Source organism: Kribbella sp. CA-293567 (assembly GCF_027627575.1).
Classification (GTDB): Bacteria; Actinomycetota; Actinomycetes; order Propionibacteriales; family Kribbellaceae; genus Kribbella.
Window position 1 is genome coordinate 2,833,249 of record NZ_CP114065.1, and the last position, 15,624, is coordinate 2,848,872.

The 15,624-nt window shown below is 68.3% G+C and carries 13 protein-coding genes; 10 read left to right on the forward strand and 3 right to left on the reverse strand.

From position 1 onward, the window contains the following. The first annotated feature begins 3 nt into the window (after positions 1 to 3). Positions 4 to 978, forward strand: coding sequence for a zinc-binding dehydrogenase (locus OX958_RS13535; protein ID WP_270137673.1), 975 nt, complete (start codon positions 4 to 6; stop codon positions 976 to 978). A gap of 105 nt (positions 979 to 1,083) precedes the next feature. On the opposite strand, the gene OX958_RS13540 is transcribed toward OX958_RS13535, so the two are convergent. Next, on the reverse strand, positions 1,084 to 2,295 hold the full coding sequence (locus OX958_RS13540; protein WP_270137674.1) for a GGDEF domain-containing protein: 1,212 nt from the start codon (positions 2,293 to 2,295) through the stop codon (positions 1,084 to 1,086). A 248-nt stretch (positions 2,296 to 2,543) separates the two neighbouring features. Between OX958_RS13540 and OX958_RS13545 the strand changes: the two genes are divergently transcribed. Beyond that, positions 2,544 to 2,732 carry a DEAD/DEAH box helicase gene (locus OX958_RS13545; RefSeq protein WP_270137675.1) on the forward strand — a complete coding sequence of 63 codons (189 nt, stop codon included), beginning with the start codon at positions 2,544 to 2,546 and terminating at the stop codon, positions 2,730 to 2,732. 83 nt (positions 2,733 to 2,815) lie between these two features. On the opposite strand, the gene OX958_RS13550 is transcribed toward OX958_RS13545, so the two are convergent. Continuing rightward, positions 2,816 to 4,048 carry an MFS transporter gene (locus OX958_RS13550; RefSeq protein WP_270137676.1) on the reverse strand — a complete coding sequence of 411 codons (1,233 nt, stop codon included), beginning with the start codon at positions 4,046 to 4,048 and terminating at the stop codon, positions 2,816 to 2,818. A gap of 482 nt (positions 4,049 to 4,530) precedes the next feature. On the opposite strand from OX958_RS13550, the gene OX958_RS13555 reads away from it, so the two are divergent. Then, entirely contained in the window at positions 4,531 to 7,080 is a 2,550-nt protein-coding gene (locus OX958_RS13555; protein ID WP_270137677.1) for an MXAN_6230/SCO0854 family RING domain-containing protein, read from the forward strand. 112 nt (positions 7,081 to 7,192) lie between these two features. Next, positions 7,193 to 7,699: a hypothetical protein gene (locus tag OX958_RS13560; protein WP_270137678.1), complete on the forward strand. Its 507-nt coding sequence runs from the start codon at positions 7,193 to 7,195 to the stop codon at positions 7,697 to 7,699. 3 nt (positions 7,700 to 7,702) lie between these two features. Here OX958_RS13560 and OX958_RS13565 read toward each other — a convergent pair whose 3' ends face one another. After that, entirely contained in the window at positions 7,703 to 8,452 is a 750-nt protein-coding gene (locus OX958_RS13565; RefSeq protein ID WP_270137679.1) for a FadR/GntR family transcriptional regulator, read from the reverse strand. A 181-nt stretch (positions 8,453 to 8,633) separates the two neighbouring features. On the opposite strand from OX958_RS13565, the gene OX958_RS13570 reads away from it, so the two are divergent. Genes OX958_RS13570 through OX958_RS13595 form a run of 6 tightly spaced genes read left to right on the forward strand, consistent with a single transcriptional unit; the run spans position 8,634 to position 15,620 of the window. Beyond that, on the forward strand, positions 8,634 to 10,145 hold the full coding sequence (locus OX958_RS13570) for an ABC transporter substrate-binding protein (protein WP_270137680.1): 1,512 nt from the start codon (positions 8,634 to 8,636) through the stop codon (positions 10,143 to 10,145). Then, complete coding sequence (locus tag OX958_RS13575) at positions 10,145 to 11,092, forward strand: ABC transporter permease (protein ID WP_270137682.1); 948 nt, start codon at positions 10,145 to 10,147, stop codon at positions 11,090 to 11,092. The genes OX958_RS13570 and OX958_RS13575 overlap by 1 nt, the downstream gene beginning before the upstream one ends. After that, positions 11,089 to 11,907 carry an ABC transporter permease gene (locus OX958_RS13580; RefSeq protein WP_270137684.1) on the forward strand — a complete coding sequence of 273 codons (819 nt, stop codon included), beginning with the start codon at positions 11,089 to 11,091 and terminating at the stop codon, positions 11,905 to 11,907. Before OX958_RS13575 ends, OX958_RS13580 begins: the two co-directional genes overlap by 4 nt. Then, positions 11,904 to 12,923, forward strand: coding sequence for an ABC transporter ATP-binding protein (locus tag OX958_RS13585; RefSeq protein ID WP_270137685.1), 1,020 nt, complete (start codon positions 11,904 to 11,906; stop codon positions 12,921 to 12,923). The genes OX958_RS13580 and OX958_RS13585 overlap by 4 nt, the downstream gene beginning before the upstream one ends. After that, entirely contained in the window at positions 12,916 to 14,103 is a 1,188-nt protein-coding gene (locus OX958_RS13590; RefSeq protein WP_270137687.1) for an ATP-binding cassette domain-containing protein, read from the forward strand. Before OX958_RS13585 ends, OX958_RS13590 begins: the two co-directional genes overlap by 8 nt. After that, positions 14,100 to 15,620, forward strand: coding sequence for an aldehyde dehydrogenase family protein (locus tag OX958_RS13595; protein WP_270137689.1), 1,521 nt, complete (start codon positions 14,100 to 14,102; stop codon positions 15,618 to 15,620). Before OX958_RS13590 ends, OX958_RS13595 begins: the two co-directional genes overlap by 4 nt. Positions 15,621 to 15,624 lie beyond the last annotated feature (4 nt).

Genomic DNA, 15,624 nt, shown 5'->3' on the forward strand with positions numbered 1-15,624 from the left:
GCCATGAAGGCAGCAGTAGTGACCAAGTTCGGCGGCGCGGAGGTCATCGAGGTACGGAACTGGCCGGAACCGGTCGCCGGACCGGGCGAGGTTCTCGTCGACGTCGAACTGACCGACCTGATCTTCGTCGAGACGGCGATCCGCAAGGGCGACCACGGCGGCTTCTTCGACGTCACACCGCCCTACGTGCCAGGCAACTCGTTCGGCGGGGTCGTGCGGTCGGTGGGTCCGGAGGTGGACGACAAGTGGATCGGACGAACCGTTCTCGGTCGCACCGCCGCCTTCGGTGCCCACGCCGAACTGACGGCCGCCGCCGTCGACCAGGTGGTCGAGGTGCCGGACGGTCTTGACCTGCAGACAGCGGTAGCGGTCTTCGGGGACGGCTTCACCGCAGTGCTACTCGAGCAGCTCGCGCCGAGCCTGCAAGGAAAAGAGGTGCTGATCACGGCCGCGGCCGGCGGCCTGGGCGTTCTGCTGGTCCAGCTTGCTCACCGGGCCGGCGCTCATGTCGTCGCCGCGGCGCGCGGCCAGGCCAAGCTCGACCTGGTCGAGGCACAGGGAGCGGACGTGGTGATCGACTACTCCGTCGCGGGCTGGGAAAAGCAAGTGCTGGAGGCAACGAACGGCAACGGGATCGACCTCGCGTTCGAGGGGGCGGGCGGCGAGCTCGGGGGAGTCGCGTTCGGCACCGTGAAGGACGGCGGCTGGTTCTCCGCGCACGGGGCGCCGAGCGGCGGCTTCGCGGCGTACGATCCGGCCGAGGCAGAGCGGCGCGGCATCACCGTGAAGGGGATCATGGAGCTGCGCGTGGACAGCAGCGCAGTCTCCGTCACCGGTGAGGACGTGCTGCGGCGGGCGCTGCGCGGTGACCTGATGCCGGTGATCGACCGGACCTTCGCGCTGGAGCAGCTCGGCGAGGCCCACACCGCGGTCGAGGACAGGTCGCTGCTTGGTAAGGCTTTGATCAGGATTCGGTGACCATCGGTTAGAGCGATCCCTCCCCGGGGAACTGGTTCAGTACCGGCAACCAGCGCCTCGAGGGAGGGCTGACCCATGTCGCTCAGTGAAGCAGCAGTACGACGGTCAGTTGTCGCCGACCGGCTGGTCGGAACGCTCGCCGACAGCAGGCGGCAGTGGTTGCGCCGACACGATCGTGTTTCGGCCCTCACGCTTCGCGGTGAGCAGCGCGTTGTCGGCGGCCAGGACCAGCTGGTCCATGGTGCCGGCCACCTCCGGGTAGACCGCGGCACCGAACGAGGCCGGGACACCGGTGATGATCGTCTTGGAGGTTCCGGTCGTGCTGACCGCGACGGTCAGGCTGGCCAGCCGGTCCCGGATCCGCTCCGCGACCTCGAGCACCTCCCTCTCCGAGGCGCCGGGCAGCAGGATGGCCAACTCGTCGCCACCGACGCGCGCGACCAGGTCGCCCTGGCGGACCTCGGCGCGGACGCTCTCACCGACCGCCTTGAGTGCCTGGTCACCGGCGGGGTGCCCGTAGGTGTCGTTGATCTCCTTGAACTTGTCCAGGTCGAGCAGCAGCAGCCCGACCTGGCTGCGCAGCGTCTCGGCGCGTGCGAGCTCGACCGGCACCGCGCTGGCCCAGTACGACGGGGTGGCCAGGCCGGTCTTCACGTCCGTGCCGGCCGCCCGCTGGTACTGCGGGAGCAGCAGGTCGCGGTGCAGCGCGAGCACGGTCACCATCAGCACGGGGACGACCCATGGGTATGACGACTGCACTGCCGCGATCGCCACGCCCAGGCCCAGCCCGGCGCAGACCACCAGCTGGTCGGACAGCTCGCCCAGCGCTTCGCGGGCGGTCGCCTCCGGGGAGGCCAGCAGGATCGCGCCGATCACCAGCGCGTAGTTCACGAGCCACCAGGTCGCCGCGGCGGCGATCACGACGAGCAGGGTCCAGAAGCTGACCGGGACACGCGGCTCGGCGATCAGCCCTCCCGCCCGCAGTACGGCGGCAGCGGCGGCGCTGGCCAGGACGTAGGTCGACGTGGAGAAGATCTTGCGGTGGGCGACGGTCCGGCCGTACACGCGGAACCAGGAGTACAGGTACATCAGCGTGATCAGCGGGATCACCAGCGACAGCGGCAGCAACAGCAGGCTGGCGAAGACCCACAGGCACTTCAGGTTCGTGTGCGGTGAGGTGTTGGCGGCCATCTCCCGGCGGCGCTCGATCCCGCGCGCCGACTCCAGGTGCAGGACCGAGGCGACGGCCAGGACGGCGAAGGCCGCCCACTCCGAGGAGGTGACGCCGGCATGGGGCCCGGACAGCGTCGAGCGCACCGCGAGTGTGGTAATCGTGACCGCAATCACGTCAATTGCGAGCACATATCCCAACGCCGCAGGCGGCAACGACCAGAGCTTCCATTGCCGGGGTGGCACCCAGCTGCTCCGACCGATCAGAATCATCATGAGCCTCACACAGTTCGACCTGAACGGTTATGCGTTCATCGTAACGGCCTGTTCACGTCAGGTCACCCCTGTGTCCGGATTCATTCAACGGACTACTCCTCTTCGAAGGGTCGAAAACCATGAGCAAGGCAGCGCGCGCGACCGGCACCGGCAACGACTGGTTCATCGGCGGCAACGACTGGTTCCAGGGCGGAAACGACTGGTTCACAGGGGGTAACGACTGGTTCACCGGTGGTGGCAACGACTGGTTCGCCGGTGGCAACGACTGGTTCGTCCCGACTTCCGTACCTGGCGGTAACGATTGGTGACGAAAGGTAAATCTTTACCTTTGCCTTACGCTCGGCCGAACTGATATCGGAAAACGATCTCAGCCGGCCGCCCGGAATTCTCCTTACCGGAATTTTACCGAGTCGGCCGGAATTCGGCGGGCGCGCCGCCAGGCGGCGCCCGCCACTACCGCGGTGACGACTCCGGCGGCGCCCATCACGGCCAGCGCCAGGGAGGGCGTGAACCGCTCGGCCAGTACTCCGGCAAGCAGGATCCCGAACCCCTGACTGCTCTTCAGTGCGGTGCTCGCCACCCCGAACGCCTGACCCCGCTGGTGGTCCGGGACGGCCTGGACGAAGCTTGCGCTGGCCGGGAGGTGGTAGGAGGACGCGACGCCCGACAGCCCCCACAGGACTACCGTCACGGCCAGGCCCGGCTTGAGCGCGCAGAAGATCAGTGGAACGCAGGCGGCGATCGCCAGTGGGCCGAGGAACCGCATCCGCCGCTCCGGCGGCCAGAGGGTGATCAGCCACATCCCGAGCACGGCGCCGGCGGGTTGGGCTGCCAGCAGGAGTCCGGCTGCTTTGGCGCCGCCGCCGATCTCGTCGGCGTACGGGACCGCCAGGCCTTCCACGGTCACGTAGAACCCGGCGACGGTCGCCAGAGCGACCAGAGCCCGCAGGCTCGGAGTACGGGCTACCAGGACTGCGCCTGCGGCCAGGTCCTTGAAGTAGCTTCGGCGTGGCTCGCCCTCGATGGTGGAGTGTGAAGGTGCCGGCCGGTGATGAACGCCGAAGGCAATGAAGGCCGCTGAGAGCAGGAACGTCGCGGAGTCGAGCAATAGTGCTCCGGAGGTGCCGACGGCGACCACGGCAAGACCGCCCGTGCCGAAGCCCAGCACCTGACTGAACTGGACGACCATGTCGTTCGCGGCCTTGCCGAGAACGTAGTGGTCGCCTGGCAGTACCACCGGCAGGGTGGCGGCCCGGGCGGCGTTGAACGGTGAACCGAAGGCCTGCAACGCGACCAGCAGGAGGATGACGACCAGCAGCGGCAGCGCGTTGATCGCCATCGCGGCCACCAGGACGGCGCGCGCGAGGTCCGTGATGATCATCACCCGGCGGCGCGGGTACCGGTCGGCGAACCCGGCCAGCAGCGGACCGAAGATCAGGTCCGGGATGTAGGTGAGCGCGTAGGCGAGCGCGGTCAGACCGGCCGATTCGGTGCGCTCGAAGACCAGCACCGACAGTGCGACCCGGGCCAGTTGGTCGCCGATCACCGACAGCACGCCCGCCGCGAAGAGCGCGCGGAACTCGGGATGCCCGAACACGTCGCGCCAGCGCGCCTTCTCCGTCACCGCCCCACCACCATGCCGGAGACCTTAACCACAATCCGTGGCCTGACACCTTCTCTTCGTGACACCGAGGGTTTCCCTGCAGGCCCACCCGCTGCCGATGTGATCGAACGCACGGTGACTGGTCAGTACCAGCACTGACACTGGTGTGCTGCATTCAAGGGTTTGAACCGGCGGATCAGTGTCAAAAGTGGCAGCCGGTGACACGGGACTTGTCCGGCGGCCGTAGACTGGTCTTGTCTGGTACCGGGGTTTGGGCGGGGCGGCTCCGACCCTGGTACCGGACCCTTTCTCTGTCCGGGGGTCTCTCCCCGATGACGCGCACGCTGCCTGCCGATACTCCGCTGAAACTGTCGGTGCGACCCGGTAGCGTTCTTCTTGCCAGGGGCGGCTCCTGGGCGTGCTTCCTTCTCCTTAACCAGGCATGTAGCGCGTCTGCTCTCCGCCCCTGGCACTTCACGCTGACTACTCCGGGGGAGGCATCGATGCCGCACGCGCTCGCTGCAGTGTTGCTGCGCCGGCGTCGACTGGTCGACACCGACGGCCTCACCCCGCCCGTACGCCGCTCCGCCTGGAGCTGGCTGCGGCGCCCACTCACCACGCCGGCCGGGCTGTCGGCCTTCCAGGCAGACCTGATCGAGCGTGGCCTGCTGCTGTCCGTCGACCTCTACCGGTACTGCGCGGGGCTCAGCCCGCTGGCGCTCGCCGGATTCGGCCGGGCGATGCTCGACCTGCTCGACCAGGAGCCGGGCGCGGGCGCGACCCATGTCCCGCTCTTCCGCGGCTTCCCCGAGAGCGTCCCGGGCAACACCGAGACGTTCTACATCAACCGGGTCTTCGCGCAGTTGCTGCAGGAGCCGGATCAGCCCTGTGTGCTGTGCGGCGAGACCCGGACGGTCCATCCGGTAGCGCCCTGCGCGCACCTGGTCTGCCGTTCCTGCTGGGACGGCTCCGACTTCAGCGCCTGCCCGCTGTGCCTCCGCCGCATCGACCCCGACGATCCTTTTCTGCAACCTTCTTTCGACGAGGTGCCGACGCCAGGTCGCAACGGCCGGTTGCGGCTGCTCGCGCTCGCCTCGCCGGGCGCAGCGCGCAGTACGGCGACCGAGCTGCTGGCCCGGCGAGCCCCATTGTCGGAGCGGGACAGAGCAGACCTCGTGCTGCTGCTGGCCGATGCGGAGCCGAGTTGGCTGCCCGACGTCATCCCGGTGCGCGAAACCCGGGCTGTCGTGCTCGCCGAGTTGCTGCCCCGTTTCCCTGCCCTGGTTGACGAACTGGTCGAGACCGCGACCGACGCGCTTCGCCTCCTCTATGTGCTGATGGGGGCCGCCCCGGACCTGCGCACCCCGCCGGTACGCCGACATTCCCTGCCGCGGGCGACCCGTCGCGCGGTACTGGCCCGGCTGGACCAACTGCCGGCCGAGGCCCTCATCGAGGACATGTTGCGGCACCGGCGCGCCTGGAAGCGAATTGCCGAAAACCTGCACCCGTTCGAATTCGCGACCCGCTATCGCGTCGCGGCCTTGGCCTTCGCCGTCGTTCGCCGGACCAAGCTGGACGCCTCCACCCCGGCCGGCCTGGCGGTGCTGAGCGAGGCCACGCTGCATCCTCTGCTCCGGCTGGAGGACAGCCGGCTCACCATGAGCACCTTCGCGAGTCGCGTCGAGGGCGCGTTCAGTTCCAGCCGGCCAGACTTGGCGCTCGACCTGTTGCGCGGTCGGCCCGGCGATCTGCTGCGCCGGCTGGTTCACCTTGTTCGCACGCTGCCGCCGGAATCCCAAGCGACACTCGTCGAAGCGGTCGCCACCGCGGTGTCGGACGTCTCGCCGGTCGTCCTCACCGCCGCGCTCGGCCAGCTCCGGACTCCGCCGGGCGACCTGCGGTTGTTCTTCCCGCGCGGCGGCACGACGCGAATCTGGACCACAGTGGACGGCCGCGCGCCGTTGCCGGCCGGATCGGCCGCGGCGCTGGGCGAAGTACTGATGAGCGAATTGTTGCGTCGGGCAACAGGTTTGCCGCGGATCCGGCGCGCCTTCCTGGACGAGGAACTGTCCCGGCTGGCGGCGCCCGGATCCGAGCGTGGCAGTTCCTCCACTCTGCTGCGGATGACCCGGGGGAGTGCGCAACCGATCCCTGAGGACGAGCTGCTGCGGCTCTTCCTGCACTGGATCCAGCCGGCCGGGCGCCGGGTGGACCTGGATCTGTCCGTCGCGGTCTTCGACGAGGAATGGCGGTTCGCCGGCCTCTGCGACTACACCCGGTACAGGTTCGACCAGGACGCGCTGGTGCACTCGGGTGACCTCACCTCGGCGCCCGGTCCGCTGGGCTCGACCGAGTTCATCGATCTGGACCTGGTCGCGGTCCAGCGGGTCGGCGGTCGCTACGTCCTGCCTGTCGTCTTCAGCTACAACAACGTCGCCTTCGACCGGCTCGAGCGAGGCTTCGCCGGCGTGATGCGGCAGCCGTCCGGCCTCTTCGACCCGACGGCGGTGGAAGAGCGCTTCGACCTCAGCGGTCCGGCGAAGATCCTGCTGCCGTTCGGCATCGATCTGCGGACCAAGGAGCTCCGCTGGTACGACGTGAACCTGGGTGCCGCCGGCTACGGCCACGACATCGCGCGGTACGCCGGTCCGATCGCGCTGATGGCAGCAGCGATCGAGGAGGCGCACGGCGCCGGCGACCGGGTCACCCTGTGGGAGGTGGCCTGCTGGCACGCCGCGGCGCGGACCAACGAGGTCGTGGTCCGCTGCGCCGACGACTCGATCGTGGGCTACCTGCGCGGCGAGACCGAAGACGTAGCGACCTTCGCCCGCCGCCTGACCGCCCGCCTCGAACCGGACCGTTACTGGGATCTCGACGCCGCCAACCGCGCCGACTTCGTCGCCGTCGTCAACGGCGACCTCGACCCCAAGTCAGGCGCCGAGGTCTACGCCCTCCACCCGCACCTGCTGGACGCGGGCAACCTCAACCTCGTCGATGCCCCCCACTTGCTCGCCACCCTGGCTCCGGACGCCCGCGCCAGGGTCCGGACCTGAGCCTGCGCCCTGAGCCGTGTGAGAGTTCGGTGACTTTCGCGGCCGATGCGGTGATCACGGTTCCGGCCGGCGGCTCCCGGGGTTACAAAGGAAGTGGCGAAGGGAGCCACGCATGACGAACGACGTGGTGGTGCTCATCGAACGGGAGATGAGTGAGGGCGACGCGCTCAGGGTCGCCGCCCTGCATGCTGGAAACGACGAGCCGGTGACCTACCACCTGCTGGTCTCGAGTCATCCCACCGAGGGAATCGGTGGCCCGATGGCGTTGCTGGGTTCCAGTTTCGCCGACGTCGCCGGGTTGCCGGTGGCCGCGAGCCCAGCCCGTACGGCGACCACGACCGGGACCGCGCTCGCCGATCCGCAGTACGACCTCCCGGCGGTGATCGAGCACAGCGCCCGAAGACTTCGCGGCCTCAACGCCTGCCGGGTCGACGTCGCTGTTACCCGCGGCGAGATCCTGCTCGCCCTGAAGACAGTTGTCACCACCACCAAGAGCCAGGAGGTGGTCGTGGTCGCCTGGCCCGAAACCGCCGCCCGCTTCCTCTGCTCCAACTGGGTCACCAACGCCCGCCGCGAACTGAAGGTCGCCCGGGTCCGGGTCCTCGAGCACGCCGACTAGCGGTCAGTCGTCCAGCAGGGCGCGGAGGGTTTCGCGCTCCGGCTCGGCGACGTAGCTGGAGTAGTAGTCGTAGAGGTTCTGGCGAGCCAGGCGGGCGGCGGCGTGGCCGTCGCCCGCGCGGATCGCTTCGACCACCTCGGCGTGGTGGCCGAGTGATTCGAGCATCAGCGCGCGGCTGTTCGCCGCGTGCGCGATCTTGTCGGAGATCAAGCCGAGTACGACGCCGCGCACGACCTCGTTGCAGGTCTGCAGCATCGAGTTGCGGCTGACCCGGGCGACGGCCTCGTGAAACGCGACGTCGGCTTCGCTGAACGCGGTGAAGTCGACGTCGATCGCCGCCCGCATCGCGACCAGCGTCTGCTCCATCTCGGCGAGCTGCTCGTCGGTGCGCAGCCGCGAGGCCAGCTGGATCGCCGCGCCGTCCATGATCATCCGGAAGGCGATCAGCTCGCTCAGCGTCAGGTCGTCGACCCGGGCCAGTCTGGTCAGCTGCTTGCGCAGAGGTCCTGGTGAGAAAGGCAGGATCTCCGGACCGTTCGGGTCACCGGGTCTCGACCGCACGACACCGTTGCTCTCCAGCACCCGGAGCGCCTCCCGCACGGTCGAGCGGCTGACGGCGAACTGCGTCACCAGTTCGCGCTCGCTCGGCAACCGCTGGCCCGGGGAGAGCTCACCGCGGACCAGCGCTTCCTCGATCTGCTCGACGATCCGCTGGTAGGCGCGGACGGTGTGCACGGGCTGGAACTGTGCCATCTGCGCCCCTTGGTCTCGCCCTTTGCCTTGACAGGCCGATCGGTAGCGACAAACCTAGTGGCCTATTGGTACCTAGTCCACTGGTCCGACCAGTTACGGCTCCGCTCGTTCCGGCGATCCGCCGCCGTCCGGCTGCCGGGAGGCAGGCAAAATGCGGCACATGGTGGTCAGAGGAGTTCGCATGAAGTCGTACTCGTCCCGAGCGATCGCACTGGTCGGTGCCGCTGCGTTGCTGGCGTTGACGGCCTGCTCGGCGGGCTCCGGTACGTCGTCCGGTTCGTCTCCCGGTGGCGATCAGTCGCTCGTCGTCGGCCTGGTGGCCGAGCCGGCCAGCCTCGACTTCACCACCACCGACGGCGCGGCCATCCCGCAGGCGCTGCTCGGCAACGTCTACAACGGCCTGGTCAAACAGGACGAGTCCGGCAAGATCGTGCCGGACCTGGCCAAGTCGTGGACCGTCTCGCCGGACCGGAGGACCTATACCTTCGAACTCGTCGACAACGCCAAGTTCACCAACGGCGCCGCCTTCACGGCGGCCGATGCGGTGTTCAGCATCAACCGGGTGAAGACGGCCTGGACGACCTCGCTGAAGTCCGTGATGGACGTCGTGTCGGAGGCCAAGGCCGTGTCGCCGACCCAGCTGCAGGTGACGCTGACCAAGCCGAGCAACGGCTGGCTGTTCCGGATGACCACCCGCGTCGGCGCGATGTTCTCCCAGACCGGCGTCGGCAAGCTGGCCACCGATCCGGTCGGCACCGGACCGTACAAGTTCGGTACCTGGAAGCGCGGCGACTCGATCGTGCTGCAGCGCAACGACGCGTACTGGGGCACGAAGCCGTTCTTCAACCAGGTCACGCTGAAGTACTTCAAGGACCCGACCGCGCTCAACAACGCCCTGCTCACCGGCACGATCAACGTGATCGGCACGGTCCAGGCACCCGAGGCGCTGACCCAGTTCACCAGCAACGAGAAGTACCAGGTGATCGAGGGCACGACGAACGGCGAGGTGGTGCTGTCGTTCAACAACTCGCGTCCGGTGCTCAAGGACCTGCGGGTGCGGCAGGCGATCCGGCAGGCGATCGACCACCAGGCGCTGCTCGACACCTGCTTCGCGGGTCGCGGCAAGCTGATCGGCAGCATGGTCCCGCCGACCGACCCGTGGTCCGAGGACCTGACCGGCGTCGCGCCGTTCGACAAGGCAAAGGCGACGGCTGCGTTGCAGGCGGCGGGCGCGGCCGGCGCCACTCTCCGGCTCCGGCTCCCGACGTTGCCTTATGCAACTTCTTGCGGCCAGGTGGTGAAGAGTCAGCTGGAGCAGGTCGGGCTGAAGGTGACCATCGACCAGCTCGAGTTCCCGGCCGCCTGGCTCACCACGGTGTTCAAGAACGCCGACTACGACCTGTCGATCGTCGCGCACGTCGAACCGCGTGACCTGGGCGCGGTCTTCAACGCGAAGTACTACACCCGGTACGACGACCCGACGCTGGCCGGGCTGCTGGCCGCGGCGGACTCCGGCGACGAGGCGGCCCAGGTCGACAACATGAAGAAGGCCGCGCGACGGCTGTCGGAGCAGGCCGCGGCCGACTGGCTGTTCCTGCTGCCCAACCTCGTCGTCGCCGACAAGAACCTGACAGGGCTGCCCGCCAACGCGATCACCGAGTCCTTCGACCTGACCCGCCTAGCGCGTTCCTGATGGTCCTCCGCCTGGTTGAGCGCACCGCCGTGCTGCTGGTCAGCCTGGCGGTCGCCTCGGTGCTCGTCTTCGGGTTCATGGTGGTGCTCCCCGGCGACCCGGCCAGGGTGGCGCTTGGCGTGAACGCGTCCGACGAAGCCGTCGCGCAGTTGCGTCAGCAGTTCGGACTCGACCGGCCGCTGGCCACGCAGTACGCGGACTGGGTCGGCGGTCTGCTCCGCGGTGACTTCGGGACGTCGTACGTGTCGAAGGTTGCCATCGGCCCGCAGATCGCCGATCGGTTCCAGGTCACCTTGTGGCTGGTCGTCGTCGCGATGGTGATCGCGCTGGTGCTGGCCGCTCCCGCGGGAACGGTAATGGCCGCGCAGCACCGCCGGCTCTCCGGGTTGGCGCTTTCTGCTCTCTCTCAAGTGGGAGTCGCGATCCCGGCGTTTCTCGCGGGGATCCTGTTGATCATGCTGTTCGCGGTGAAACTCGGCTGGTTGCCGGCCAACGGCTGGACGCCGCCCGCGTCCGATCCCGGGATGTTTCTCAAACAGCTGATTCTGCCGGCGCTCTCTCTGGGCCTCGTTCAGGGCGCCGTTCTGACCCGGTACGTACGCAGCGCAGTACTGGACGTACTTCGTGAGGACTATCTGCGCACCGCGCGGGCGAAAGGGCTGCGGCCGTTCCCGGCGTTGTGGCGGCACGGGCTGCGCAACGCAGCGGTCCCGGTGGTGACCGTGCTGGGATTGCAGCTGGCGACGTTGCTGATCGGCGCGGTGGTGGTCGAGCGCGTCTTCGTGATCCCCGGCGTCGGCAGCCTGCTGCTCGACGGCGTCTCCAATCGTGATCTGCTGCTGGTGCAGGACGTGGTGATGGTGCTCGTCGTCGCCGTACTGGTGGTCAACTTCCTCGTCGACCTGCTGTACGTCGCGCTCGATCCCCGACTGCGGGTCGAGCGATGAGGAGATGGAACCCGAGCCTCGTCGTCGGTACGGCGATCGTCGGTCTGATCGTGGTGGCCGCGCTGCTCTCCTTCGTCTGGACCCCCTACGACGCGACCCTGGTCGACCCGGCGATCCGGCTGGCCGAACCTTCCTGGTCGCACTGGCTGGGCACCGACAAGTTCGGCCGCGATGTGCTGAGTCAGCTGATGGTCGGGTCGCGGACCACGCTGTTCGTCGGGCTGGTCGCGGTCGGAGTCGCGGCGGTGATCGGCGTACCGGTCGGAATTCTTGCCGCGATGAGCCGGCGATGGACGAGCGAAGTGGTCATGCGGTTCAACGACCTGCTGCTGGCGTTTCCCGCGTTGCTGCTGGCAATCATGTTCGGAGCGGTCTTCGGAGCAAGCACGCTGACGGCGATGGTTGCCATCGGCATCGCTACGGTGCCGTCGTTCGCGCGGGTGATTCGCAGTGGGGCGCTCCAGGTGATGCGAACGGAGTACGTGCTCGCGGCCCGCGCTGCCGGGCGGCGACCGTTGCCGATCGCTGTGCGACACGTGCTGCCCAACGTGACGAGCCTGATCACCGTACAGGCCTCGGTATCGTTCGCGATCGCAGTACTGGCCGAGGCAGCGTTGTCGTTCCTCGGCTACGGAACGCCGCCGCCAACACCTTCTTGGGGACGGATGTTGCAGGAGAGTCAGGAGTTCCTGTTCAGCGCCCCGCGGCTGGCGGTGTTCCCCGGCGTGGCGATCGCGATCGCCGTCCTAGGGTTCAACCTGCTGGGCGACGGGCTGCGTGACCGGTTCGATCCGAAACTGGAGGACCGGCGATGACCGACGTACTGGGCAGCGCGAGCGACAGACCGGGTGGGGCGGAGAATGCCGCGCGGGACGCCGTACTGAGCGTTCGGGGCCTGACGGTCACAGTGCGGGACAAGACGCTGGTCGAGGATGTGAACCTGACCGTCGGCCCGGGGGAGCGGGTCGGGCTGATCGGGGAATCGGGCTCCGGGAAATCGCTCACCGCGCTGAGCGTGATCGGCCTGTTGCCGGAAGACGTGCACGCCGCCGGTTCCGTGCGGCTTGCGGGTGTCTCGCACGAACTGATCGGTGCCGACGAACGACGAATGTCCCGGGTCCGCGGCCGCCACCTGGCGATGGTCTTCCAGGAACCAATGACCGCCCTCAACCCAACCATGCGAGTCGGCGACCAAGTCGCCGAAGCCATGCTGATCCACCACACAGTCCCCGGCCGCCGCGCTGCGCGTACTGCCGCCACCGAACTCCTGGACCGAGTCGGCCTCGCCGACACCGCGCGCGCCTACCCCCACCAGCTATCCGGTGGCCAGCGGCAACGAGTAGTCGTCGCCCTCGCCCTGGCCAACGACCCCGCCCTACTGATCTGCGACGAACCGACGACCGCCCTCGACGTCACCGTCCAAGCGATGATCCTCGACCTCATCATGCAAGGCGTCGCCGCCCGCGAATCAGCCCTGCTCTTCATCACCCACGACCTCGCGGTGGTCGCCACCATCTGCCAACGCGTTCTGGTCATGTACGGCGGCCGCGTGGTCGAGTCCGGCCCAGTGGCGGAAATCTTCACCAACCCCCGCCACCGCTACACCCAAGGCATACTGGCCGCCTCCGACCTCGAATCCGCCGCGGCCCGCCTCCCCACCATCCCCGGCAACGTCCCCGCCGCCGGCCACTTCCCCTCCGGCTGCGTCTTCCGAACCCGCTGCACCCACGCCACCGACGTCTGCGCCCAAACCCCACCCTGGACCGGCACCGAAACCCAAGGCTTCGCCTGCCACCACCCCGCTCCACCCCAGGAGCCAACCCATGCCTGACCAAAACCCCACCCCCCGAGACACCTCGGCGCCCCACAGCCTCGGCGACCAGCAGTTGCGCCCCACCACAGAAGCGACCTCTGAACCCGACCGCCTCGGCGACCAGCAGCAACGCTCCGCCTCCGCCAGCCAGCCTCGGACCATCCGGACCCCGGACCTCGCACCCCAAGACACCCCTCACCCCGACCGCCTCGGCGACCAGCAACAACGCCCCGCCTCCGCCGACCAGGCTCCGACCAACCGCACCCCAGACCGCACACCCCAAGACACCGATCACCCCGACCGCCTCGGCGACCAGCAACGACGCCCAGCATCCGCCGACCAGACTCCAACCACCCTCACCCCAAACCCGACCCCCGCGATCCGCGTAGTAGACCTCCACCGCGCCTACCCCCGCCCCCGCACCTCGCTCCTCAAACCAGCACCCACCATCCACGCCCTCCGCGGCGTCAGCCTCGAAGTACAACCCGGCGAACGCTTCGGCATCGTCGGCGAATCAGGCTGCGGCAAGTCCACCCTTCTCCGCCTGATCGCCGGCCTCGACCGCGCCACCTCCGGTCAGGTAGTTGTCGAAGGCACCGACATCACCCGACTCCCCGAGCGCCGCCTGAAGTTCCTCCGAGAGAACCTCCAACTGGTCTTCCAGGACCCGATGAGCTCCCTCGACCCTCGCATGCGCGTCCGCGACATCATCGCCGAACCTCTCGTAGTACAAGGCCATCCAGCCTCCGGCGCCCGGGTAGCGGAGCTCCTGGAAGCAGTGGCCCTCTCACCGGACTCCGGCGACCGCTACCCGCACCAGTTCTCCGGCGGCCAGCGCCAGCGCATCTCCATCGCCCGCGCTCTCGCCCCGCGCCCGCGCATCCTCGTCGCCGACGAACCAGTGAGCGCTCTCGACGTCTCCGTTCGGGCCCAGGTCCTCAACCTCATCTCCGACCTGGTCGACGAACTAGACCTCACCCTGGTCTTCGTCTCCCACGACCTCTCCGTCGTCAAACACGTCTGCGACCGCGTCGCCGTCATGCACGCCGGCGAGATCGTCGAAACCGGCCCGACCGAGCAGGTCTACGCGACCCCCACCCACCCGTACACCCGCCGTCTCGTCTCCGCCATCCCCACCCTGCCCCGGGCCTTGGCCGGTGCGACCACCGCGGACCTCCTGAGAGGAGCCACCGAATGAACTTCCCCGAAGGACTTCCGATCGGCTCCGACTGGGTACCGGCACCGTCCACCGCCCCAGTGCACTTCCCGTACGACGGAAGCGTGGTTGCCGACGCCCCCATCGGCGATGTCGCACTCGCCCAACAAGCCTTGGAGAACGCTCTCTCCGTCCGCTCTGAGGTTGGCCGCCTGCCCTCCCACACCAGGCGCAAAGTCTTGCAGGGAGCGCTCTCTGCCGTCACCGAACACCGCGACGCCTTCGTCGATCTACTCGTCCTGGAGACAGGCAAGCCCCTGGTCGACTGCCGAGTCGAGGTAGAGCGCACTCTGCTCACCCTCGAAACCTCAGCCGAGGAAGTGGCCCGCCTCCACGGCGAGACTGTCCCGCTCGACCTCCTCCCAAGCGGCGACGGCCTGCAAGGCTTTTGGGTGCGCAAGCCGATCGGCGTGGTAGTCGGCATCACCGGCTTCAACTATCCGCTGCTGCTCGCCGCCCACAAGCTCGCGCCAGCCCTGGCCGCAGGCTGCCCGGTCATCATCAAGCCCGCTCCCCAAACCCCGCTCGCAACTCTCTGGCTGGTTCACCTGGTCAGAGAAGCCCTCGCCGCAGCCGAGGCCCCAACCGCCGCAGTCCAGCTGGTAACCGGCGGAGCAGACGTAGGCTCCACCCTCACCAGAGATCCCCGGATCGGCGCGGTCTCCTTCACTGGCTCAGCCAAGGTCGGTCACCAGATAGCCCGAGATGCCGCCCCGGTGAAGGTTCTTCTCGAGCTGGGCTCCAACTCAGCCCTCGTAGTAGCCGCCGACGCCAACCTCTCCGCAGCCGCCGACGCCGTAGTACGAGGCGGCTACTACGCCTCCGGCCAAGCGTGCATCAGCGTCCAACGAGTCATCGTCGTCGACTCGGTCCGAGAGCGCTTCCTCGCCGAGCTGATTCCCCGCCTCGACCAGGTAACCATCGGCGACCCCCGCGACCCCGCCACCCGCGTCTCGGCCCTCATCGACACCCCCAGCACGACCCGAGTCCGCGCCTGGATCGCCAACGCCCTCACCGCCGGCGCAACCCTCGCCCACCCGCGCCTCACAGACGAAAGCAGCTTCTCTGCCTCCGCAACTTCGGTGGAGCCCAACGCGCGGCCCTCCGCATCTCCGACCGACACCACCGACCCGTCAGAGATCATCAAACCCACCGTTCTCCTCGACCCACCCTACGGCCAACTCATCTGGGACGAAGAGATCTTCGGCCCAGTGATCGCGATCCGCTCCGTCCCCGACCTGCAGTCCGCCTTCGCCACGGTCAATACCTCCCGCTACGGTCTCCACGCCAGCGTCTTCACCAGCTCCCTCAAGACCACTTTCGAAGCAATCGACCAACTGGAGGTCGGCGGAGTGGTGATCAACGAGGTTCCCGGCTTCCGCTCCGACGTCATGCCGTACGGCGGCGTCAAGGACTCCGGCAGCGGCCGCGAGGGCCCGCGCTTCGCCATCGAAGAGCTCACCACCACCCGGATGGCGATCATCCGCCCCAACCCCTGAGGTT